This window comes from Pseudomonas sp. B10 (assembly GCF_900156235.1).
GTDB classification, from domain to species: domain Bacteria; phylum Pseudomonadota; class Gammaproteobacteria; order Pseudomonadales; family Pseudomonadaceae; genus Aquipseudomonas; species Aquipseudomonas siliginis.
Genome location: NZ_LT707063.1, coordinates 5174045 through 5196859 on the forward strand (window position 1 = coordinate 5174045; position 22815 = coordinate 5196859).

General features: G+C 60.4%; 17 protein-coding genes. 16 read left to right on the forward strand and 1 reads right to left on the reverse strand.

Features of this window, described 5'->3' with window-relative positions; genetic code table 11:
• Positions 1 to 42: 42 nt before the first annotated feature.
• Positions 43 to 834, reverse strand: coding sequence for a phenylalanine 4-monooxygenase (gene phhA / locus BXA01_RS23470; RefSeq protein ID WP_016771114.1), 792 nt, complete (start codon positions 832 to 834; stop codon positions 43 to 45).
• Between the two features lie 393 nt (positions 835 to 1227).
• On the opposite strand from phhA, the gene BXA01_RS23475 reads away from it, so the two are divergent.
• From BXA01_RS23475 to BXA01_RS23550, 16 genes are all read left to right on the forward strand, one after another.
• Entirely contained in the window at positions 1228 to 2790 is a 1563-nt protein-coding gene (locus tag BXA01_RS23475) for a sigma-54-dependent phenylalanine hydroxylase transcriptional regulator PhhR (RefSeq protein WP_016771113.1), read from the forward strand.
• 344 nt (positions 2791 to 3134) lie between these two features.
• Positions 3135 to 3875, forward strand: a complete 741-nt coding sequence (locus tag BXA01_RS23480) for a flagellar basal body rod protein FlgF (protein ID WP_016771112.1) — start codon at positions 3135 to 3137, stop codon at positions 3873 to 3875.
• 45 nt (positions 3876 to 3920) lie between these two features.
• The gene (flgG, locus tag BXA01_RS23485; RefSeq protein ID WP_016771111.1) at positions 3921 to 4706 is read left to right on the forward strand and encodes a flagellar basal-body rod protein FlgG; all 786 of its coding nucleotides are present in this window, start codon (positions 3921 to 3923) and stop codon (positions 4704 to 4706) included.
• Between the two features lie 51 nt (positions 4707 to 4757).
• Positions 4758 to 5453 carry a flagellar basal body L-ring protein FlgH gene (gene flgH / locus BXA01_RS23490; RefSeq protein WP_076566550.1) on the forward strand — a complete coding sequence of 232 codons (696 nt, stop codon included), beginning with the start codon at positions 4758 to 4760 and terminating at the stop codon, positions 5451 to 5453.
• Between the two features lie 27 nt (positions 5454 to 5480).
• Positions 5481 to 6569, forward strand: a complete 1089-nt coding sequence (locus BXA01_RS23495) for a flagellar basal body P-ring protein FlgI (RefSeq protein ID WP_024012083.1) — start codon at positions 5481 to 5483, stop codon at positions 6567 to 6569.
• Positions 6570 to 6580: 11 nt separating this feature from the next.
• Positions 6581 to 7894, forward strand: a complete 1314-nt coding sequence (gene flgJ, locus BXA01_RS23500; RefSeq protein ID WP_076566552.1) for a flagellar assembly peptidoglycan hydrolase FlgJ — start codon at positions 6581 to 6583, stop codon at positions 7892 to 7894.
• Between the two features lie 25 nt (positions 7895 to 7919).
• Positions 7920 to 9965, forward strand: coding sequence for a flagellar hook-associated protein FlgK (gene flgK / locus BXA01_RS23505; protein WP_071171415.1), 2046 nt, complete (start codon positions 7920 to 7922; stop codon positions 9963 to 9965).
• 13 nt (positions 9966 to 9978) lie between these two features.
• Positions 9979 to 11547: a flagellar hook-associated protein 3 gene (locus BXA01_RS23510; RefSeq protein ID WP_076566553.1), complete on the forward strand. Its 1569-nt coding sequence runs from the start codon at positions 9979 to 9981 to the stop codon at positions 11545 to 11547.
• Between the two features lie 109 nt (positions 11548 to 11656).
• Entirely contained in the window at positions 11657 to 15244 is a 3588-nt protein-coding gene (locus tag BXA01_RS23515; protein WP_076566554.1) for a glycosyltransferase, read from the forward strand.
• Positions 15245 to 15398: 154 nt separating this feature from the next.
• Positions 15399 to 17333, forward strand: a complete 1935-nt coding sequence (locus BXA01_RS23520; protein WP_076566555.1) for a calcium-binding protein — start codon at positions 15399 to 15401, stop codon at positions 17331 to 17333.
• 377 nt (positions 17334 to 17710) lie between these two features.
• Positions 17711 to 18484 carry a glucose-1-phosphate cytidylyltransferase gene (gene rfbF / locus BXA01_RS23525; RefSeq protein ID WP_039761130.1) on the forward strand — a complete coding sequence of 258 codons (774 nt, stop codon included), beginning with the start codon at positions 17711 to 17713 and terminating at the stop codon, positions 18482 to 18484.
• Entirely contained in the window at positions 18466 to 19548 is a 1083-nt protein-coding gene (rfbG, locus tag BXA01_RS23530; protein WP_076566557.1) for a CDP-glucose 4,6-dehydratase, read from the forward strand. The genes rfbF and rfbG overlap by 19 nt, the downstream gene beginning before the upstream one ends.
• Positions 19545 to 20105 carry a dTDP-4-dehydrorhamnose 3,5-epimerase gene (gene rfbC, locus BXA01_RS23535; RefSeq protein ID WP_073472805.1) on the forward strand — a complete coding sequence of 187 codons (561 nt, stop codon included), beginning with the start codon at positions 19545 to 19547 and terminating at the stop codon, positions 20103 to 20105. The genes rfbG and rfbC overlap by 4 nt, the downstream gene beginning before the upstream one ends.
• Entirely contained in the window at positions 20102 to 20974 is an 873-nt protein-coding gene (locus tag BXA01_RS23540; protein WP_231990997.1) for an NAD-dependent epimerase/dehydratase family protein, read from the forward strand. The genes rfbC and BXA01_RS23540 overlap by 4 nt, the downstream gene beginning before the upstream one ends.
• Positions 20964 to 22034, forward strand: a complete 1071-nt coding sequence (locus BXA01_RS23545; RefSeq protein ID WP_076566559.1) for a class I SAM-dependent methyltransferase — start codon at positions 20964 to 20966, stop codon at positions 22032 to 22034. The genes BXA01_RS23540 and BXA01_RS23545 overlap by 11 nt, the downstream gene beginning before the upstream one ends.
• Before the next feature lie 17 nt (positions 22035 to 22051).
• Positions 22052 to 22789 (forward strand): cephalosporin hydroxylase family protein, encoded by a 738-nt coding sequence (locus BXA01_RS23550; protein ID WP_076566561.1) that lies wholly within the window; start codon positions 22052 to 22054, stop codon positions 22787 to 22789.
• Positions 22790 to 22815 lie beyond the last annotated feature (26 nt).

Consider the following 22815-nt stretch of genomic DNA (forward strand, 5'->3'; position numbering starts at 1 on the left):
TGGCGGCGACGGACAGACGCAATTGTCAGCAAAAGTCGCGGTTCAGGCGGCTTTGGGTTTCGGCGGAAATTTTGGCGCGTGCAAGCCCAGCTGCATGCCCTGACGAACCATGGCCATGATGTCTTCATGGGCCACGTCGAACAGGCGCTTGAGATTGGGCAGGACGAAGTACAGCGGTTGCAGGATGTCGATGCGATACGGCGTGCGCATGGCTTCCAGCGGATCGAAGAGCTGATGCTCGGGCTCGTCCGACAGGCAGTAAACGGTTTCTTTCGGCGAAGACAGAATTCCGCCACCGTAAATGCGCTTGCCCTGCGGGGTGTCGACCAGGCCGAATTCGATGGTCATCCAGTACAGCCGCGCCAGGTACACGCGCTCTTCCTTGGTCGCTTGCAGGCCGAGCTTGCCGTAGGTGTGGGTGAATTCAGCGAAGTAGGGGTTGGTCAGCAGCGGGCAGTGGCCGAAGATCTCGTGAAAGATGTCCGGCTCTTGCAGGTAGTCGAGTTCTTCGCGGGTACGTATGAAGGTGGCGACGGGGAATTGCTTGCTGGCAAGCAACTCGAAGAAGGTCTGGAAAGGAATCAGCGCCGGCACCCGGGCAACTTGCCAGCCGGTGGTCTCGCCGAGGACTTTATTGATCTCGGCCAGTTGCGGGATGCGGTCGTGGGGCAGACCGAGTTTTTCGATACCGTCCAGGTATTCCTGGCACGCGCGACCTTCGATCACCTTCAACTGGCGAGTGATCAGCGTGTTCCACACCGCATGTTCTTCGGCGGGGTAGTCGATAAAACCTTGCGCATCGGGCTCGCGAGCCACGTATTGCGTCTGCTTCATGCTGCTCTCCTGCTAGGAAATTCGTTTTTGTTATGTCCAGCGATGGTTAAAGGAATACCCCAGAGTGACAGGGCGTGCAGCATGTTGACCGGTGCGTGCGTAGGAAAATTCTGCGTATTTCGTAAAGTTATCGTTACGCTTTGTCGGGTAATGCGCATTTTCGGTGATTGGCGGGTTTGAAAAGGGCAGGGGCTGTCACATAATCTTGACAACTATCTGCGTGCCTCGACAGAAAACTCTGCCTCGGGCACGCCACAAAACCCTGTGGGAGCGAGCCTGCTCGCGAAAGCGGTCTGTATGACACATCGATTCTGGATGTGCTGGCGCCTTCGCGAGCAGGCTCGCTCCCACAAGGACATGTGTTTACCTTTCAAACCTGTCGGGCCTTTTTCTATGCGCATCAAAGTCCACTGCCAGAACCGCATCGGCATCCTGCGCGACATTCTCAATCTGCTGGTGGCGTACGGGATCAACGTCGCACGCGGCGAGGTGGGTGGTGAGCATGGCAATGCGATCTACCTGCACTGCCCGAACCTGATCAACATCCAGTTCCAGGCGTTGCGCCCCAAGTTCGAGGCAATCGGCGGGGTGTTCGGGGTCAAGCGCGTCGGGCTGATGCCCAGCGAGCGCCGGCACATGGAATTGAATGCGTTGCTCGGCGCGCTGGAATTTCCGGTGCTGTCGATCGACATGGGTGGTTCGATCGTTGCGGCCAACCGCGCGGCGGCGCAGTTGCTCGGGGTGCGCGTCGATGAGGTGCCGGGGATTCCGCTGTCGCGCTACGCCGAGGATTTCGATTTGCCGGAATTGGTGCGCGCCAACAAATCGCGGATCAACGGCATGCGGGTCAAGGTCAAGGGCGACATCTTTCTCGCTGACATCGCGCCGCTGCAATCGGAACACGACGACAGCGAGGCCATGGCCGGCGCGGTGCTGACGCTGCACCGCGCCGACCGCGTCGGCGAGCGTATCTACAATGTGCGCAAGCAAGAGCTGCGCGGTTTCGACAGTATTTTCCAGAGTTCGAAAGTCATGGCCGCTGTGGTCCGCGAAGCGCGACGCATGGCGCCGCTGGATGCACCGCTATTAATAGAAGGCGAAACCGGCACCGGCAAGGAACTGCTCGCGCGCGCCTGCCATCTCGCCAGCCCGCGTGGACAGTCACCGTTGATGGCGCTCAACTGCGCCGGACTGCCGGAGTCGATGGCCGAGACCGAACTGTTCGGCTACGGCCCCGGCGCTTTCGAAGGCGCTCGCGCTGAGGGCAAGCTTGGCCTGCTGGAGTTGACCGCTGGCGGCACGCTGTTTCTCGATGGCGTCGGCGAGATGAGCCCGCGCTTGCAGGTCAAATTGCTGCGCTTTCTTCAGGACGGTTGCTTCCGTCGCGTCGGCAGTGATGAAGAGGTGTATCTGGACGTGCGGGTGATCTGCGCGACGCAGGTGGACTTGTCCGAATTGTGCGCGCGCGGCGAGTTTCGCCAGGATCTCTATCACCGCTTGAACGTGCTGTCGCTGCACATCCCGCCACTGCGCGAATGCCTCGACGGTCTGACGCCGCTGGTTGAACACTTTCTCGATCAGGCCAGTCGGCAGATCGGCTGTCCGCTGCCGAAACTGGCCCCGGCGGCGATGGATCGCCTCAGCCATTACCACTGGCCGGGCAATGTGCGGCAATTGGAGAACGTGCTGTTCCAGGCGGTTTCCCTGTGCGACGGCGGCACGGTCAAGGCCGAACATATTCGCCTGCCGGATTACGGCGTGCGTCAGCCGCTTGGCGATTTTTCCCTCGACGGCAGTCTGGACGAGATCGTCGGGCGTTTCGAAAAAGCGGTGCTGGAACGCTTGTATTCCGAGCATCCAAGCAGTCGGCAGTTGGGCAAGCGACTCGGTGTGTCGCACACGACGATTGCCAACAAGTTGCGTGAGTATGAGGTTGGCAAAACCTCCGAAAGCTAAATAGAGCCTTTGTGGCGAGGGGATTTATCCCCGATGGGCGGCGAAGCCGCCCCGCTTTTTCTTCCCAGCGACCTCATTTGCAGGCTTGGCGACTGCTGCGCAGCCGAACGGGGATAAATCCCCTCGCCACAGAGTCTCCATCCCCCGCCGAACTCAGGATTGCCACTAACCGGCATGACACCGCCGGTTTTTCGTCTTCGACCCATTTCAGATTCCCCCTCCGATCCCCTCAAGTCCCCTGTTTACCGGGCCTTCGCCCGCCAATAAAAAGTTGGTCTGCAAATTGCTTATGGCTGAGCAGTACAGCGGTGGGCGGCAAACGTCCGGCATGCAGAGGAAACACTGTGGACAAGTACCTTTATGTGGCAATGACCGGCGCCAGCCAGAACGCACTGGCGCAACGGGCGCATGCCAACAACCTGGCGAACATCTCCACCAACGGCTTTCAGCGCGATCTCGAGCAGGCGCGTTCGATGCCGGTGTTCGGTGACAGCTTTCCGGCGCGTGCGTTTGCCATGAGCGAACGTCCTGCCACCGATTTCACGCCGGGCTCGCTGGTGCAGACCGGTCGTGAACTCGACGTCGCGGTATCCGGCAACGGTTTCATCGCCGTGCAAAACCCCAGCGGTGGTGAAAGCTACGTGCGTACCGGCAGCCTCAACATCGACGCCCTCGGTGTACTGCGCGCCGGCAACGGCATGCCGGTGATCGGTAATGGCGGCCCGATCGCCGTGCCGCCCGAGCAGCAGGTCGAAGTCGGCGAAGACGGCACCATCAGCATTCGTGCAATGGGCGAAGGTCCGCGTGTCATGGCCGAAGTCGACCGGATCAAGCTGGTCAACCCGGACATCAAGAACATGAACAAGGGCCTCGACGGTTCGATTTACACCAAGGACGGCCAGCCGGCGCAAGCCGACGCCAACGTCAAACTGGTCTCGGGTTTCCTTGAGTCGAGCAACGTCAATGCCGTGGAAGAAATGACTTCGGTGCTGGCCCTGGCCAAGCAGTTCGAGTTGCACGTCAAGATGATGAACACCGCCAAAGACGACGACCAGGCCATGGCTCGGGTCTTGCAGATCAGCTAATTATCAGAACGTCGTGCCGTAAAACAGGCGCACGAGGAGAATCGAATGCTTCCGGCTCTATGGGTTGCCAAAACCGGTCTGTCCGCCCAGGACACCAACCTGACCACCATTTCCAACAACCTGGCGAACGTCTCGACCACGGGTTTCAAACGTGACCGTGCCGAGTTCCAGGACCTGCTCTATCAGATCAAGCGTCAGCCAGGCGCCCAGTCGACCCAGGACAGCGAACTGCCGTCGGGTCTGCAAGTGGGTACCGGTGTGCGCATTGTCGGCACCCAGAAAAACTTCACCGCCGGCAGCCTGCAAACCACCGAGCAGCCGCTGGACATGGCCATCGACGGTCGCGGTTTCTTCCAGATCCTGCAGCCGGACGGCACCACGTCCTACACCCGTGACGGTACGTTCCACCTCGACTCCAATGGCCAGATCGTCAACGCCAGCGGTTTCGCTCTGGAACCGGCGATCATCATTCCGAACGATGCGCAGACCTTCACTGTCGGTCGTGACGGCACCGTGTCGATCACCATCGCCGGCAACCCGGCCTCGCAAGTGATCGGCAACCTGCAGACCGCCGACTTCATCAACCCGGCCGGCCTGCAAGCGGTGGGCAACAACCTGTTCCTGGAAACCGCTGCTTCCGGCGCGCCGCAGATCGGCACCCCGGGCCTGAACGGTTTCGGTACCACGCTGCAGAACACCCTGGAAACCTCGAACGTCAGCACCGTTGAAGAGATGGTCAACATGATCACCACTCAACGCGCCTACGAGATGAACTCCAAGGTGATCTCCACCGCCGACCAGATGCTCTCGTTCGTAACGCAGAATCTGTAATCCAGTCTTTGGGGCGGCCTGAGGTCGCCAGCAACACCGTGAGGTAGGGTCATGAAGCGCTTTGTATCTGTTCTGGCATTGAGTGGGGTCGTCTCGCTCGCGGGCTGCGTCGCCCCGACGCCCAAGCCCAATGACCCTTACTACGCCCCGGTGTTGCCGCGCACACCGTTGCCGGCCGCTGCCAACAATGGCTCGATCTATCAGGCCGGCTTCGAGCAGAACCTGTACAGCGACCGCAAGGCGTTCCGGGTCGGTGACATCATCACCATCACCCTGAACGAGCGCACCCAGGCGAGCAAGAACGCCAACTCGCAGATGGACAAGAACAGCGATAACTCGATCGGTCTGACCTCGTTGTTCGGCTCCAGCCTGACCACCAACAACCCGATTGGTGGCGGTGACCTGAGCCTGAACGCTGGCTACAGCGCCGACCGTTCGACCAAGGGCGACGCCAAGTCCGGGCAGAGCAACAGCCTGACCGGTTCGATCACCGTGACCGTAGCCGACGTGCTGCCCAACGGCATCATCGCCGTGCGTGGCGAGAAGTGGCTGACGCTCAACACCGGTGACGAACTGGTGCGCATCGCCGGTATGGTCCGCGCCGATGACATCGCGACCGACAACACCGTGTCGTCGACCCGTGTCGCCGATGCGCGCATCACCTACTCGGGTACCGGCGCGTTTGCCGATACGAGTCAGCCAGGCTGGTTCGACCGTATCTTCCTCAGCCCGCTGTTCCCTTTCTAGGTGGCTACGTTGAATCTGAAAAGCCTTATGGTGGCCGCGTTGTTGATGTCTGCGGCGTTCACCGCACACGCCGAGCGGCTGAAAGACATCGCCAGCATTTCCGGCGTGCGCTCCAACCAGTTGATCGGTTACGGCCTGGTGGTCGGGCTTAACGGCACCGGTGACCAGACGACGCAGACCCCGTTCACCCTGCAGACCTTCAACAACATGCTCTCGCAGTTCGGCATCAAGGTGCCGCCGGGATCGGGCAACGTGCAGTTGAAGAACGTCGCGGCGGTGTCGGTGAGTGCCGATCTGCCAGCGTTTGCCAAGCCAGGTCAGCAGGTCGACATCACCGTGTCCTCGATCGGTAACTCCAAGAGCCTGCGTGGCGGCACCTTGCTGCTGACGCCGCTCAAGGGTATCGACGGCAACGTCTATGCGATCGCTCAGGGTAACCTCGTGGTCGGCGGTTTCGACGCTGAAGGCCGCGATGGTTCGAAGATCACCGTCAACGTTCCGTCGGCCGGTCGCATCCCTGGCGGTGCGTCGGTGGAACGTGCGGTGCCGAGCGGTTTCAACCAGGGCAACAGCCTGACGCTGAACCTCAACCGTTCCGACTTCACCACCGCCAAGCGCATCGTCGACAAGGTCAACGACATGCTCGGCCCTGGCGTCGCCCAAGCCATCGACGGCGGTTCGGTGCGCGTGACTGCGCCGCTGGATCCGAGCCAGCGCGTCGACTACCTGTCGATTCTGGAAAACCTTGAAATCGATCCGGGTCAGGCGGTGGCAAAAGTCATCATCAACTCGCGTACCGGCACCATCGTCATCGGCCAGAACGTGAAAGTGTCGCCAGCCGCCGTGACCCACGGCAGCCTGACGGTGACCATCACCGAAGACCCGATCGTCAGCCAGCCGGGTCCGCTGTCCAACGGCCAGACCGCCGTCGTACCTCGCTCGCGAGTGAATGCCGAACAGGAAGCCAAACCGATGTTCAAGTTCGGCCCGGGCACCACCCTCGACGAGATCGTCCGTGCGGTGAACCAGGTCGGCGCAGCACCGGGTGACCTGATGGCAATTCTCGAAGCTCTGAAGCAGGCCGGCGCATTGCAAGCCGACCTGATCGTGATCTGAGGCCGGCCACCATGGATATGCGCAAAAGCGGTCTGGTCAGCAGCAGCGATTCGGGTTCCTACTCCGACCTCAATCGTCTGAACCAGCTCAAGGTCGGCGACAAGAACAGCGACGAAAACATGCGCAAGGTTGCGCAGGAATTCGAGTCGCTGTTCCTCGGCGAAATGCTCAAGTCGATGCGCTCGGCCACCGAAGCACTTGGTCAGGACAACCCGCTGAACACGCCGGCGGCCAAGCAGTATCAGGAAATGTACGACCAGCAACTGGCGGTTTCGATGTCCCGCGAGGGCGGTGGTATTGGCCTGGCCGACGTGCTGATCCGCCAGATGTCGAAGAACAAGCCGATGGCGCCGGGCGAGGCTGCGGCTGCGTCCGCCGCCAAGCAGCAGGAAGCGCTGGCCAAGGCCGCCGCCGTGCCGACGCCGATTGCCGCTGGCACCGTCGCCACCGGGCCGCTGTCCCGCGTCAACGGCGAGCGTCCGTTGTGGGCATCGCGCTCGGTGCATGCGCCGAACAACACCGATATTTCCCATCGCAACGACATGGCGCTGATCAACCAGCGGCGTCTGGCATTGCCGCCGAAACTGGCCGATCGCTTGCTCGCCGGTCTGGTGCCGTCGGCGCCGAGCGTGGCCACTGCGACCACTGCAGCAGCGACCAACGCCTTGCCGCAACGGGCTGCGACTACCGCTGTCACAGGCTCCGGCGCGTTGTACAACGGCGACTGGCTGACCCGTGCCGAAGAGCAGAAAGCCGCTGGCGGGCAGATGCAGGTCTACGGCCGCGCCATGGCCCAGATTCCGCTGGCACCGGCGAAGAAGGCCTTCAGTTCCGCCGACGAATTCGTCAACACCATGCTGCCGATGGCCAAGGAAGCTGCCGACCGCATCGGCGTCGATCCGCGTTATCTGGTGGCGCAAGCGGCACTGGAAACCGGTTGGGGCAAATCGGTCATGCGCGCTCAGGATGGCAGTAGCAGCCACAACCTGTTCGGCATCAAGGCCAGCAGTAACTGGAAGGGCGATTCGGCCCGCGCGATCACCAGCGAGTTCCGCAATGGCGCGATGGTCAAGGAGACGGCCGAGTTCCGTTCCTACGCCTCGTACAAGGACAGCTTCCACGATCTGGTGACGTTGCTGCAGAGCAACAATCGCTATCAAGAAGTGCTGAAGTCGGCCGATAACCCAGAACAGTTTGTACGCGAGTTGCAGAAGGCCGGTTACGCCACCGACCCGAACTACGCGACGAAGATTTCGCAAATTGCCAAGCAGATGAACAGTTTTGAAAACTACGCTGCGGCGGGTGTCTCCACCACGCCTTTATAAGGCACCAGGTAATAAGGTCTGAACCATGAGTTTGCTCAATATCGGGATGTCGGGACTGTCGGCCAGCCAGTCCTCTCTGGCTACGACAGGCAACAACATTGCCAACGTCGACACCGCCGGTTATTCACGTCAGCAAACCGTGCAGGGCACCAAGTCCTCGCAGCAGTACGGCAGCGTTTTCATCGGCACGGGCACGACCCTGGCTGACGTGCGCCGGGTGTACAACTCGTACCTGGAATCGCAGTTGCACACCGCGACTTCGCTGGACAGCGAATCGGCTGCGTTTCTCAAGCAGGCGACGCCGCTGGACGCCATGCTGTCGGACACCAACACGGGCCTGACCGGTGTGCTGCAGAAATTCTTCACCTCGATGCAGGGCGTATCGACGTCGGCCACCGATGACACTTCGCGTCAGTCGGTGCTGACCGGCGCGCAGGCGCTGACCAGCCGTTTCAATACCCTCGCCAAGCAGCTCAACGATCAGAACACCACGATCAACGGCAGCCTCGGCGACATGACTGCCCAGGTGAACAAACTCGCCACGGCGATCGCCAATCTCAACCAGAAAATCGGCGAAATCTCCACCAGTGGCGGGGCACCGAACGACCTGCTCGACAGCCGTAACGAAGCCGTGCGTCAGCTCTCTGAGCTGACCGGCGCGCAAGTCGTCGAGCGCGGCACCAGCTTCGACATCTATGTCGGCAGCGGCCAGCCGCTGGTCATCGGCAACACCACCAACAGCCTGAGCATGGTCGCGAGCAAGACCGACCCGTCGCGCATGTCGATCCAGATGGATCGCGGTTCGAGCACCATCGACATCACTTCGGTGATCAGCGGTGGCGAAATCGGCGGTCTGCTGACCTATCGCAAGGAAGTCCTCGACCCATCGCTCAACGAGCTCGGTCGCGTGGCGCTGGTGATTGCCGATCAGATCAACAGCCAGCAAGCCCAGGGCATCGACAAGAACGGTGACTTCGGCGCGGCGATTTTCAACAACATCAACAGTGCCGCCCTGATCAGTCAGCGCAGCATTGCGAAGGATGGCAACAGCGCCGGTTCGGGCAACCTCGATGTGACCATCAAGGACACCGGCAAGCTGACCACCAGCGATTATCAGGTGACCTTCACCAGCGCTACCGATTACACCGTCAAGCGTTCCGACGGCACCGATCTGGGCGCGTTCAGCACCACGACCAATCCGCCGCCAGTGATCGACGGTTTCACCCTGGCCTTGAATGGCGGCGCGCTGAGCGCGGGTGACTCGTTCAAGATCACGCCGACCCGCAACGCGGCGGCGAGCATTCAGACGGTCCTGACCGATCCGAAGAAAATCGCTGCGGCAGGTCCGCTGACCGGCGTCGCCAGCGCCAACGGTCTGGGTACTTACACCCAGCCGACGCTCAGCGACAAGATCGACATCTACAACCCGACCGCCCAGGCTGACATGCAGGCGGCGCTGAAGAACTCGACACCAGTGAAACTGGTATTCGGTGCAGCCAGCGGTGGCAGCCAGTCGTACAACCTGGTCGACGCCAAGGGCGCGACCATCGGCACCGGCACCATCGTGCCTGGCCAATCGAACACGCTGAATTTGAAAGTCGGCATCGTCGATGCCAGCGGCAACCCGGTGATGGACACTACCGTCACGCCGAACGTGCAGAAGACCTTCACCGTGCAGACCACCGTGGGCGGCACGCCGAAAACCGGCGAGACCTTCACCATGAACCTGACCGGCGCGGCGTCTTCGGACAACCGCAACGCCCAGGCACTGGTCGCGTTGCAAACCAAACAGACCGTGGACACCGGTTCGGCGAGCAAGGGCATCAGCCTGACCGACGCCTACAACACCCTGGTGACCAACGTCGGTACCAAGACCGCCCAAGGCAAGTCCGACAGCGCCGCGACCACGGCGATTCTGGAGAACGCCAAGGGTGCCCGCGATTCGCTTTCCGGGGTCAACCTGGACGAAGAAACCGGCAACCTGGTCAAGTACCAGCAGTACTACACAGCGTCTTCGCAGATCATCAAAGCTGCGCAGGAAACTTTCGCCACGCTGATCAACAGCCTTTAAGGAGTCGTAATTCATGCGCATTTCCACCGCCCAGTATTACGGAACGCAAGCTTCGGATTATCAGCGTAACTTCAACAAGGCCGTTGCCACCGCGAGCGAGGCGAGCAGCCTGCAGCGCATCAACACCGCCGCCGATGATCCGATCGGTGCCGGGCGCTTGCTGCAATTGGGCCAGCAGGCGGCGATGCTCGATCAGTACAAGACCAACGTCAACACCACCAAAAGTGCGTTGAACGTGCAGGAGTCCACGCTGGATTCGATCACCACGGCGTTGGCACGGGCCAAGGAACTTGCGCTGGCCGCGAACAACGGCACGATCACCGACAAGGACCGCCAGGCTTACGCCTCGGAGATGGGCGAGATCCAGCAACAAGTGCTGGGCCTGATGAACGCCAAGGATGCCAACGGCAACTACCTGTTCTCCGGTTCGAAAACCGACACCGCACCGTATTCGAAGAATTCTGACGGCACATTCAGCTACAACGGCGACCAGACCACCATTGATCTGGGCATCGGCGACGGCATGACCGTGGGTACCAACACCACTGGTTGGGACGCGTTTCAGCAGACCATCAACACCGGCCGCACCAACACCAAAATGACTGCTCCAGCCGTGGATGACGGCCGTGTCGTGCTGTCCAACGGCACCGTCGGCACTGCCGCCACTTACGACGCCAAGTTCACTGCCGGGCAGCCGTATACCATCGATTTCGTCAGCAGCACCCAGCTGAAGATTACCGATGCGCTGGGCAACGATGTGACCGCCGAAGCCAGCCAGAATGGCCTGATCAGCAACAGCAGCGGCGCCAACCAGACTGTCAGTTTCCGCGGCGTCGACCTCAAGCTGAACGTCAACCTGAAGGCTGGCGATACCAATCCGGACGCCGTTATCGCAGGGCACAGTTTTCAGCTGTCGGCCTCGCCGGACTCGTTCACCACCACGCGTAATCCGGGTAACCCGTCGACCAGCGTGATCACCGGTTCGACCATCACCGATCAGGCAGCCTACACCGCAGCGTTCCCGCAGGGCGGCGCGGTGCTCAAGTTCACCAGCGCCACCGATTTCGATCTGTATGCCGCGCCAGTGACCGCCGACAGCAAGCCGGTTTCTTCGGGCACGGTTGCCGGCGGTAACGCCACCGCTGCCGGTGTGACATTCGCGCTGGGCAACACGCCGGCCGCTGGCGATCAGTTCTCGATCCAGCCGAACAATCACCAGACCCAGAACGTGCTCGACACCCTGGGCCAGATGATCACCGCGCTGAATACGCCAGTTGACGGCGACCCGGTTGCCAAGCAGAAATTGCAGGGCGCGATGGAGGCAGGCCTCGGTAACATCGATGCCGCTTCCAATCAGATCGGCACAGCGGTGACCACCATTGGTGCGCGCGGCCAGGCGCTGGACATGCAGACCATCACCAACGACAGCCTGACCACGGCGAACAGCACGACCCAGGGTTCGATCCGTGATTCCGATCCGGCTGAAGTCATGACCCGTCTGACCCTGCAACAGACCATGCTGCAAGCCGCGCAACTGGCGTTCAGCAAGATCAGTCAGTTGGGTCTGTTCAACAAGATCTGATGGTTGGCGGGCGCGTGCGCGCCCGCCAACGTTGTGCCTCTGTTAATGATTTTTTGCGGTATCAAGGGCTCGTTTTTGCGAGCGGGCTCGTACCGCCTGTGAGCCCGCCGTGAATTCACTTCCTCTCGTCAGCATTGCCATCCCTGCGTTCAATCCGCGCTTTTTCGAGCGCACGCTGAACAGTGCCGTCAGCCAGACTTACAGCAATCTCGACATCGTCGTGTGCGATGACAGTCGTGGTGACGAGATCAAGGACATCGTCAGCCTGGTCATGGAGCAGACCGGGGCCCAAGTGCGCTACGTTCGCAATCCACAGACGCTGGGGCTGGTGGGCAACCTGAAAGCCTGCCTCGAACAGGCGCGCGGCGAGTTCATCAAATTCCTTTGTGACGATGACCTGCTCTATTCGGCCTGCATCGAACAGCAAGCCCATGAGTTACAGCGCGAAGAAGTCAGTCTGGTGATCGCTCAGCGGCTGCTGTGGGACGCCAACGACATCATTCTGCCGGCCCGTTTGGAAAACAGCTCGCTATCACCCGTGAGCGCCTTGCTCAAAGGCGACGATGTGCTGAGCATTTTCGAAAAATTCCCGGTCAACGTCCTCGGCGGCTTCAGCAGTGCGTTGTTCCGGCGTGCCGATGTCGCCGAACTGTTGCCCGCTCTGACTGAAGCAGGTGCATGCTTCGTCGCGACCCTGGATTTTGCCTTGTATGTGTGTCTGTTGCGGCGCGGCAACATGGTGACGTCGAACAATGTCCTGAGCGCCGAGCGACTTTACCCTGAGCGCCTGAGCGCGCAGCAACCGATGAAGGATGCTGCCGAGGTTGAGCGCGAGTGGCTTTCGCAAATGCTCAAAGTGCGCAGCGGCGAGTCGGCGCCCGCAAAGGGCTGGGTTCGCTACGTGCGACTGACGAGCGCCGACGAGTCGCCTCGCGTTTGGGAAGAACTGCCGCTGAGCCGTACCCTTGGCACCAAGCAAAGCCGCCAGGAGCTGGGCGTGGGTGTCGACAGCTTCAGTTTCGGCGAGCTCTATGCGCAGTGGCTGGCGTGTCGGGTGCTGACCGAGACGCAGCGCCAATGGTTGCCGGAAACGCTTGCTGGCTGGCCGCAGCAGCCGAGGATCGTGCCGATCGTCATCGATGCGCAGGGTAGCCGTGACGGTCTCGAGCGCACCCTGCAAGCGCTCGCTGCACAGGACTATCCACCGGAGCTGGTGCTGGTACTGTCCGTAGCCTGTACCGAAGCAGTGTTGCAGGATCGCGTGTTCCACATGCCGTTGCAGGATGACGGTCTGGAGCAGATCAATACGCTGTTGCCGCAACTCGAAGGCGCCGACTGGTTCTATCTGCTGCAACCGGGAGATCGCCCGGTGGCACCGGCATTGCTGGTGATGGCCGATCGCATCGCGCATTCGCGGTCGCTGACGTGTCTGTACAGTGATGAAGGCAGCGTGCGCGACGGCGAATCGGCGGAACCGGCGTTCAAGCCGGACTTCAACCTCGACCTCATGCGCAGTTATCCGTACGTCGGCCGAGCGCTGGCATTCCAGCGCGAACGCTTCCTCGCGCTCGGTGGATTTGCGCCAACGTTCGCCGAACTGGCGCCACACGACATGCTCTGGCGGATGGTCGAAAGCGATGGCCTGCAGGTTGTCGGACATATCGCCGAGGTATTGCTGGAGTCGAAATTCGACCTGTCGCAATGGCTCACCGAGCCTGGCGTGGTGGAGCAAAGTCGGCGAATTCTCGAGGCGCATCTGCAGCGCCTCGGCATTGCTCATGAAATCCGCCAGAACGGGCTGCTCAATCGTGTCGACTACCGTCACGCGCAGCGCCCTCTGGTGTCGGTAATCATCGTCACTCAGGACCAGACTGCCGCCTTGCAGCGCTGTGTCGAAACGCTGCTGGAGAAAACCGCCTACACCGAGTACGAATTGCTCCTGGTCGATAACGGCAGCGAAAGCGCCGAAGCGCGGGCGTGGCTGGACGACATGGCGCAGCTGGGCAGCGACCGGATTCGCGTGCTGCGGTATGCGCAAAAGGACAATGCCGCTGCTGTGCACAACTTCGCCGCGCGCCAGGCGCGCGGTGAGTACATGCTGATGCTCAATGCCTTTGCGGTGATTACTCAGGCCGACTGGCTCGACGAACTGCTCAATCACGCGCAACGTCCTGAAGTCGGGGTGGTTGGCGCCAAGCTGTTCAACCCGGACGGTGGCGTGCTGCACGCCGGTCTCATCCTGGGGCTGAATGGGCCGGCGGGACTGCCGTTCTACGGCCAGCCGATGCAGGCGGACGGGTATATGCACCGACTGCAAGCTGTACATGACCTGAGCGCGGTCGGTGGCGACTGCCTGATGATTCGCAGATCGGTATTCGAAGCTGCCGGCGGTCTTGATGAGCAGGATTTCAAGCAAACGCTCAGTGTCGTGGATCTGTGCCTGCGCATTGGTCGCGACGGTTATCTGGTGGTGATGAACCCGCACGCCGTGCTGGCGGTGGGTACGCAGCCAGTTATCGCGGCGACGGAGCAAGAGCAAGCGCAGCACGCCGAGGAGAAGGACACCTTCTATCAACGCTGGCTGCCACTGGTTGCGCGCGACCCGGCCTATAACGTCAACCTGACGTTGCAGGGCGTTGGCGCCACCAACTTCAGCCTTGAACCGGGCTTGCGTACTGGCTGGAGCGCGTTCTCCAAGGCGCAACTGCCGAACGTGCTTGCGGTTCCGATCAACGCCTCTGCGATCGGTCACTACCGCATGAGTCAGCCAATGATCGAGCTGGAAGCGGCCAACCGGGTGGAGGGACGGGTCTGCTACGGCTTACCGTCGATCATCGATATCGAGCGTCAGTCCCCCGATGTGATCGTCCTGCAAGGGCGCTATTCGGAGCATGCCATTGATGAAATTCCGCCGTTGAAGAAGTTTTTCAACGCCCGACGGATTTTCGAGCTCGACGACTATGTGATCGATGTTCCCCATCGCAACGCACACATTCGCAATATGCCGGGCAAGTCGGACATGGAGCGAATGGTGCGCCGAGCGATCGGCCTGTGTGATCGCGTGGTCGTTTCTACCGCGCCGCTGGCCAACGCGCTGTCGGACATGCACCACGACATACGCGTGGTGCCGAACATGTTGGCTCAGGATTTGTGGGGACACCTGCGCAGCCAGCGTCGCACCTCGAAAAAGCCCCGTGTCGGCTGGGGGGGCGGCACCAGTCACCATGGCGATCTGGCCGTGATCGCCGACGTGGTGCGCGAACTGGCCAACGAAGTCGACTGGGTTTTCTTCGGCATGTGCCCGGATGATTTGCTGCCGTACATGCATGAGTTTCATGGCGTGATACCCCTGGATGTGTATCCGGCAAAACTGGCCAGCCTGAACCTTGACCTGGCTTTGGCGCCGCTGGAGTTCCACATTTTCAACGACTGCAAGAGCAACCTGCGCCTGCTGGAATACGGCGCCTGCGGCTACCCGGTGGTCTGCACCGACACCGAGGCCTATCGCGGTTACTTGCCGTGCACCCGGGTCAAGACCAACACGACCGATGAGTGGCTGCAAGCGATCCGCATGCATCTGGCTGACCCTGATGCCAGTTATCGCATGGGCGATGAACTGCGTGAGGTGGTGCTGCGAGACTATGTTCTGCGCGGCGATAACTTGCGCCATTGGGAGTATGGCTGGCTGGCGGATTGAATTGCCCGCAAGGCTTCATTGAAAGGCGATCTCTCGGGTCGCCTTTTTCACAGGTTCATTGATTTGTTTGAGTCGATCAGCGAGGGAATGCGCTCCGGACAGGCAACGCCCGCACTGACAGTTCCGGTTTCAACAACCACGCAAGGAAGATGTAATGACAATTGTGAATGGAACGAGTGAAGCGGATGTCCTGCTGGGCACCGACAGCACTGACCAACTCTATGGACTGGAGGCGGATGATGTCCTGCTGGCGAGTACAGGATCGGATGAGCTTGATGGCGGGGACGGCTTCGACACCGCGAATTACTACGCAATAACCTCTGGAATCAACGTCGAACTGGCCGACGGTACAAATACCGTCGCCGGCCCCGACGGCAAGCTCGATACGCTGGTGTCCGTTGAGAAGATCGTCGGGACGTTTTCCAACGATACGTTCACCAGTTCGGTAGCCGGCGTGACACTGGAAGGCAGCAGCGGTGACGATGTCTACATCGTCAGCGCTGAAGACGTGACCATCGTCGAGGAAGACTGGGGCGGCTACGACGAACTGCGCACCAGCCTCAACAGCATCAAGATGGCCGGCTTCGTCGAGAAACTGACCTTCACGGGTACCGGTGATTTCAAGGCATACGGCAGTGACACCGACAACGAGATCATCGCTGGTGCCGGTAATGACTGGCTGTGGGGTGGTGATGGTGCAGATCATTTCGTCGGAGGAGACGGTTACGACACCGTCAGCTACAGCGACAGCCTCGAAGGGGTACGAGTCGAAGACTTCACCAACCACGACGGCCTGACCATCGCTTATGGCGATATTTTTACCGGTATCGAAGCGCTTCAGGGCTCGGGCTTCGATGATGTGATTTATCGTCATAACGACTCGATGAGCATCGATGGTGCGCACGGCTACGACACTGTGAGTTACCGCTACGCCTTCGACGTGGCCAATGTCGTGATCGGCAATGGCAGCAACCTTGCAGGTGACACGCTGCTCAATGTGGAAGAGGTTATCGGTTCCTCCGGCGCCGATCGTTTTGTCGTCAACGCCAGTGGTGTGAAGGTGGCTGGTGGTATTGGTGATGACGTTTATACGATCAACAGCACCGGCGTGACTGTCGAAGAAGACGACAGCTTGATGGGTGGTACCGATCATGTGTACACCAGCCTGTCCGAGTTGAGGCTGAGTGCGTTCGTTGAGCGGTTGACCTATACCGGCAGCAGCGATTTCACCGGTTACGGCAATGACGGGGACAACACGATCGTTTCCGGTGCCGGGAACGATGTGCTGCTGGGCGGGGCGGGGGCCGATAACTTTGAAGGTGGTGCGGGCCTCGACATCGTCAGCTATGACGACAGCGCTGAAGGCTTGAGCGCCTCGCTGAAATGGGGCGCGCAGAGCGGTATCGCCTTCCATGACGTCTACATCGACATCGAAGGTCTGCGCGGCAGCCAGTTCAATGATGTTCTGGAAGGTGAGTGGGGCGACAACGTCCTTGAAGGCGGTGGTGGTGACGACCAGATTCAGGGTGGCGATGGCAACGATCACATCTACGGCGGTCTGGCGTCCGGTCTCGATGCAGCCGGGCAGTCCGACACCTTGTTCGGTGGCTCGGGCGATGACGTCATCATAGCTGCGCGCGATGGTCTGTTTACCTGGGTCAGTGGCGATGAAGGCAATGACAACATTACCCTCGGGCGAGGCGTGGCCTATGGTGGGCAGGGCAACGACGTGTTGATCTTCAGCGGCGCCGGCCCGTCGGGCCTGGGCGGCAGCGGGTTTGGCGAGCAGGGCGATGATACCTATGTGGTGGACACGTCTGCCTTGGTGACCATCAAGGATGAAGGGCTGGATGCCAACGACACGCTGATTTTGAACAAGATCGCTGACGCCAGTCAGTTGAGCGTGACCCGTGTTGGTGATGACGTGTATCTGCACAGTGCCAATGATGGTAGCAGTGGCGTGCCGGACAATGGTGTGCGGCTGGTGGACTGGTATGCGGGGTTTGCAACCATCGAGCATGTTCAGACGGCCGATGGTCAGATGTATGAGCTGCCGGTGGGTGCTGACGGGTTTGCGCTGTTCGGGTAGTTTTTGCGCATCGTTGAAGTAAGGGATGGGTCTTTGGATTCATCCCTTTTTTGTTTTTGGCCTTGGCGGCCTTTGGGCTGACCAGGCTCTCGGGGGTTGGGTGAATATCCGTTTCTGCGGTGTTGCTGTTGCTGTAAGAGTGAAACCGCCAGCGGCAGCACCCGCAATAACGGATAGGCCCCCAGTAAAGTCCTCAGCCCGTTCCCCACCACCTCCACTCTGAGCTGGCGCGTTTCCTGCAAGTCCCCCTCAAATCGCCATAAAACGAGCGCTTGCGGTCATTGCACTTGCGCCCGGAACGGCAAAAGGTGTCGCCGCAAGGCCCGCAACGCTCAACAAAGTCATGCGCAGCCCGGTGAAGAACAAGAGGGGAGACGATGAAGGCAGTAATTTTGGCGGGTGGCCTCGGCACGCGGATCAGTGAAGAGTCGCACCTCAAGCCCAAGCCGATGATCGAGATCGGCGGCAAGCCAATTCTCTGGCACATCATGAAGCAGTATTCCGCCCATGGAATCCACGACTTCGTCATCTGCCTGGGCTACAAGGGCTATGCGATCAAGGACTTCTTCGCCAACTATTTCCTGCACACCTCCGACGTCACCTTCAACATGCGCGAGAACCGCATGGAGGTGCACCAGAATTACAGTGAGCCGTGGAGCGTCACGCTGGTCGACACCGGCGAAGAAACCATGACCGGTGGCCGGCTCTTGCGCACTGCGCCTTATCTCAAGGACGAGAAAGCCTTTTGTTTTACCTACGGCGACGGCGTCTCGGATATCGATATCGGCGCTTTGATCCGTTTTCATGAAGCGCACGGCAAGCTCGCGACCGTTACGGCCGTGCAGCCTCCAGGCCGTTACGGTGCGTTGCAACGCACAGGCCACCAAGTCATGGGCTTCACCGAGAAGCCGCGAGGTGACGGCGGCTGGATCAATGGCGGTTTTTTCGTCCTGTCACCGCAGGTGCTGCCTTACATCGCCGGCGATGCGACCAGCTGGGAAGCCGAGCCGTTGATGCAACTGGCTGAGTTGGAACAGCTGCATGCCTACGAACATTCCGGCTTTTGGCAGCCGATGGACACCCTGCGCGACAAGAACCATCTCGAAGCGCTGTGGCAGAGCGGGGAGGCCCCATGGAAGCAATGGGCCTGAGTGCGGAGTTCTGGCGTGGCAAACGCGTCCTGGTCACCGGACACACTGGATTCAAAGGCAGTTGGCTGACCCTGTGGCTGCAAAGCCTTGGTGCGCAAGTCAGCGGTTTTTCTCTGGATCCGTCGACCGAGCCGAGCTTGTTCGAACTGGCGCGCGTGCACGAAGGCATCAATGATCAACGCGGCGATCTGCGTGACCTCGGCGCCTTGCTGGAAATCATCGCCGAGACCGAGCCGGAAATAGTCCTGCATCTGGCGGCCCAGCCTCTGGTGCGCGAGGGCTATCGCGATCCACTCGGCACCTATTCAAGCAATGTCATGGGTACGCTGAACCTGCTCGAAGCGATTCGTCAGGTCGGCGGCGTGCGCGCCTGTGTGCTGGTCACCACCGACAAGGTCTACGCCAACAAGGAGTGGCTGTGGCCGTACCGCGAAGACGAAGCCCTCGGTGGCCACGATCCTTACAGCAGCAGCAAGGCTTGCTGCGAATTGCTCGCGCAGTCCTATGCAGCGTCGTTCTTCCCGGCGGACAAACATGCCGAACACGGTCTGGCCCTGGCTACCGCACGCGCCGGCAATGTGCTGGGCGGTGGTGATTTTGCGCCAGAGCGACTGATTCCCGACGTACTGAAAGCCTGGACCGCCGACGAGCCAGTGACCCTGCGTTACCCGCAAGCGGTGCGCCCGTGGCAGCACGCGCTGGAGCCGCTGGCCGGTTATCTGCAATTGGCTGCTGCGCTCTACGAGTACGGCCCGGAATACGCCGGTGCGTGGAACTTCGGTCCCGGGGAGGCCGACATGTGCAGCGTCGGTGAAGTGGTCGAACTGCTCGCCAACCGTTGGCCGCGGGCCCGCGGTCTGCGCATCGAACCGAGTGAGCTGCACGAAGCCGGTCTTCTCCGTCTGGACAGCAGCCGCGCGCGGCAGGTGCTTGGATGGAAGCCGCGCTGGACGCTGGAACAATGCCTGACGCACACCCTTGACTGGCATCTGGCGTGGCAACACGGCGATGACATGCGCGCCGTTACCTTGAACCAATTGAATCTGTACAGAGAGCGTTCATGAGCGATTACACCCTGCAGAAAACGCCATTGGAGGGCCTGTACCTCATCCAGCAGAAAGTCTTCTGCGATGAGCGCGGGCGGTTCGCCCGGCTGTTCTGCCAGAGTCGTCTGACCGTCCAGGGACGTCCTTTTGCGATCCGCCAGATCAATCATTCGCGCACGTTGGGCCAAGGTAGCGTACGCGGTCTGCATTTTCAGAAAGCCGGTTATGCCGAATCCAAGCTGATCACTTGTGTGCGCGGCGCGGTCTGGGATGTGGCGGTCGACCTGCGGCCGCAATCGCCAACGTATTTGCAGTGGCATGCGCAAGAACTGCGCGCCGATGATGGCCTCAGTTTTTTGATCCCTGCCGGTTTTGCCCACGGCTTCCAGTCACTGACCGATGAATCGGAAGTGCTGTACCTCACCGATGCCGATTACGCACCGGAGCATGAAGCGGGTTTGTCGGCCCTTGATCCGGCACTCGCGATCTCATGGCCGCTGCCCGTCAAGAATTTGTCAGCCAAGGATTCCAGTCATCCGCTGCTCGACAAACAGTTTCAGGGAGTCGAGCTTTGACGGCGACCACCACCACTGTGCTGGTCACTGGCGCCACCGGCTTCGTCGGTCGCCACTTGGTCAGCGCTTTGCTTTCCAAAGGCTTCAAAGTGCGTGCGGTTGCGCGCACCCTCGACTCGGCTTGCAGTTTGCCGTGGTTCGCGCAGGTGGAATTTGTCGCCGCCGATCTGCATGCGCCAGACCTTGATGTCGAGCGCTTGGTTGATGGCGTGGATGTCGTCGCGCATCTGGCCTGGAGCGGCTTGCCTAACTATCAGGCGCTGTTTCATTTCGAACGCAACCTGCCGGCCGATTACGCGTTTCTCAAGCGTGCGGTCGTGGCAGGGGTGAGCCAGGTGCTGGTCACCGGGACTTGCTTTGAATACGGCTTGCAAAGCGGCCCGTTGGCCGAGTCGGTCTTGCCCCAGCCTTGCACGCCTTACGGTCTGGCCAAGCACACCTTGCGCCTGTTCCTTCAAGCATTGCAGCGCGAGCAGGCGTTCACCCTGCAATGGGCGCGGTTGTTTTACCTTTATGGCGAAGGGCAGAACAGCAACAGCCTGCTGGCCAGCCTTGACCGCGCCATCGATGGCGGTGAGGCGCAGTTCAATATGTCGATGGGCGACCAGCTGCGTGATTATCTGCAGATTACCGAGGCGGCCGCGCAATTGGCTTCGCTGATCGGCCGGCCTGATGTCGACGGCGTCACCAACTGCTGCAGCGGCCAGCCGATTTCCGTACGCGCGCTGGTTGAACAGCGTGTCCGCGAACGCCAGTCGACGATCAAGTTGAATCTGGGCCATTACGGTTATTCCGCCCATGAGCCCATGGCGTTCTGGGGTGATGCTCAGCGAATCTCGCAACTGAAGGGGCAAGAACATGCTGCATGAGCTTTATCGCGCGACCGGACTGCCGGTGTTGCAGAACCGCACGTTTGCCAGCGCCGAAGAGGCGCGGGCCTCAGGGGCGGCAGACATTGTTCTGGTACAGGACAGCCAAAGCGGATTGATCTTCAACCAGGCCTTTGATGCCGACAAGCTGAGCTATGACGCCGACTATCAGAACGAACAGGCGCACTCGGTGCAGTTTCAGGCGCACCTCAATGCCGTCGAAGCGATCCTCGCCCGGCACTTCAAGGGCCAGACCCTGATTGAGGTCGGCTGCGGCAAAGGTTATTTCCTTGAGATGCTGCGGGGCAAAGATTACGCCATTACCGGGATCGACCCTTCGTATGAAGGTGACAATCCTGACGTGATCAAGGCACCGTTCACCCGCGAGCTGGGGTTGGCAGCGGATGCGATTGTATTGCGCCATGTGCTGGAACACATCAGCGATCCGCTGGCGTTTCTGGCGCAAATGGCTGCAGCCAATCAGGGCGGGCAGATCTATATCGAAGTGCCGTGCTTTGACTGGATCGTCGAGCACAATGCCTGGTTCGACGTGTTCTATGAGCACGTCAATTACTTCCGTCTCGCCGATTTGCGCGCAATGTTCGGCACCGTGCTTGAGGCCGGGCATCTGTTCGGTGGCCAATATCTGTACATCGTTGCCGATCTCTCGACGCTGCAACGGGCGCCGGTCGAGACGCCGTCGTTGCTGACGCTGTCGACCACCTTCACCGCCAGTCTCGATCGCGCCGTGCAGATCATTCAATCCGCGCCCGCACAGGGCTCGGCCATTTGGGGCGCTTCGTCCAAGGGCGTGATTTATTCATTGGCCTTGCAGCGCGCCGGTGTGGCGGTAGATCGCGTCGTCGACATCAACCCGGCCAAGCAGGGACGTTACCTGCCCCTCAGTGGCGTGCGGGTGTCCTCGCCGCAAGAGGCCATGGATGCGCTGCCTGCAGGCGCCCACCTGTTTGTGATGAATTCCAACTACCTCGAAGAAATCAAGCGGATGACTGGCGCACGCTACGTCTATCACGCCGTCGACAGCGCTTCGTTTCAGTGACCCTTGAGATTATTAAGATGACCGAAAACAACATCCACAAAGCCTTCGAAGCCGAATGCCAACAAGAGATCTCGCGCCAGGGTGAGGACCAGAAAGTGGTAGCACTGGCCCGGGATTTCTTCAACGAATCGGCCCGCCATAAATACAGTTACCACTTCTCGTGGATGGGCCGTCCGATCATCCAGTTGCCGCAAGACATGATGGCCATGCAAGAGATCATCTGGCAGGTCAAACCGGACCTGGTCATTGAATGCGGCATTGCCCACGGCGGTTCGATCATCTATTACGCCTCGCTGTTGGAGCTGCAAGGCCACGGCGAAGTGCTGGGTATCGACCTCGATATTCGCCCGCACAACCGTGAAGCCATCGAAAGCCACCCGATGGCCAAGCGCATCCAGATGATCGAAGGTTCGAGTATCGATGAGGCGACCGCGCAGAAAGTCCGTGCGATTGCCGAGGGCAAGAAAGTGATTCTGGTCCTCGATTCCAACCATACCCACGACCACGTACTCGAGGAGCTGCGCTTGTACGCGCCGCTGGTTTCGGTGGGCAGCTACTGCGTGGTGATGGACACCGTGGTTGAAGACATGCCGGCGGACTTTTTTCCGGATCGCCCGTGGGGTCATGGCGATAACCCGAAAACCGCCGTGTGGAAATACCTGGAAGAGAACAAGGATTTCGAGATCGATCGGCAGATGCAGAACAAACTGCTGATCACCGTGGCGCCGGACGGTTATCTGCGCCGCGTTCGTTAATTCGCAACATTACCCAGCGTTGTTTC

Coding starts and splice junctions, on each gene's coding strand:
- BXA01_RS23495 (WP_024012083.1), top strand. CDS start 5,481: ATGGTGGCCGCGTTGTTGATGTCTGCGGCGTTCACCGCACACGCCGAG.
- BXA01_RS23550 (WP_076566561.1), top strand. CDS start 22,052: ATGACCGAAAACAACATCCACAAAGCCTTCGAAGCCGAATGCCAACAA.
- flgJ (WP_076566552.1), top strand. CDS start 6,581: ATGGATATGCGCAAAAGCGGTCTGGTCAGCAGCAGCGATTCGGGTTCC.
- phhA (WP_016771114.1), bottom strand. CDS start 834: ATGAAGCAGACGCAATACGTGGCTCGCGAGCCCGATGCGCAAGGTTTT.
- BXA01_RS23510 (WP_076566553.1), top strand. CDS start 9,979: ATGCGCATTTCCACCGCCCAGTATTACGGAACGCAAGCTTCGGATTAT.
- flgK (WP_071171415.1), top strand. CDS start 7,920: ATGAGTTTGCTCAATATCGGGATGTCGGGACTGTCGGCCAGCCAGTCC.
- rfbF (WP_039761130.1), top strand. CDS start 17,711: ATGAAGGCAGTAATTTTGGCGGGTGGCCTCGGCACGCGGATCAGTGAA.
- flgG (WP_016771111.1), top strand. CDS start 3,921: ATGCTTCCGGCTCTATGGGTTGCCAAAACCGGTCTGTCCGCCCAGGAC.
- BXA01_RS23545 (WP_076566559.1), top strand. CDS start 20,964: ATGCTGCATGAGCTTTATCGCGCGACCGGACTGCCGGTGTTGCAGAAC.
- rfbG (WP_076566557.1), top strand. CDS start 18,466: ATGGAAGCAATGGGCCTGAGTGCGGAGTTCTGGCGTGGCAAACGCGTC.
- rfbC (WP_073472805.1), top strand. CDS start 19,545: ATGAGCGATTACACCCTGCAGAAAACGCCATTGGAGGGCCTGTACCTC.
- flgH (WP_076566550.1), top strand. CDS start 4,758: ATGAAGCGCTTTGTATCTGTTCTGGCATTGAGTGGGGTCGTCTCGCTC.
- BXA01_RS23520 (WP_076566555.1), top strand. CDS start 15,399: ATGACAATTGTGAATGGAACGAGTGAAGCGGATGTCCTGCTGGGCACC.
- BXA01_RS23475 (WP_016771113.1), top strand. CDS start 1,228: ATGCGCATCAAAGTCCACTGCCAGAACCGCATCGGCATCCTGCGCGAC.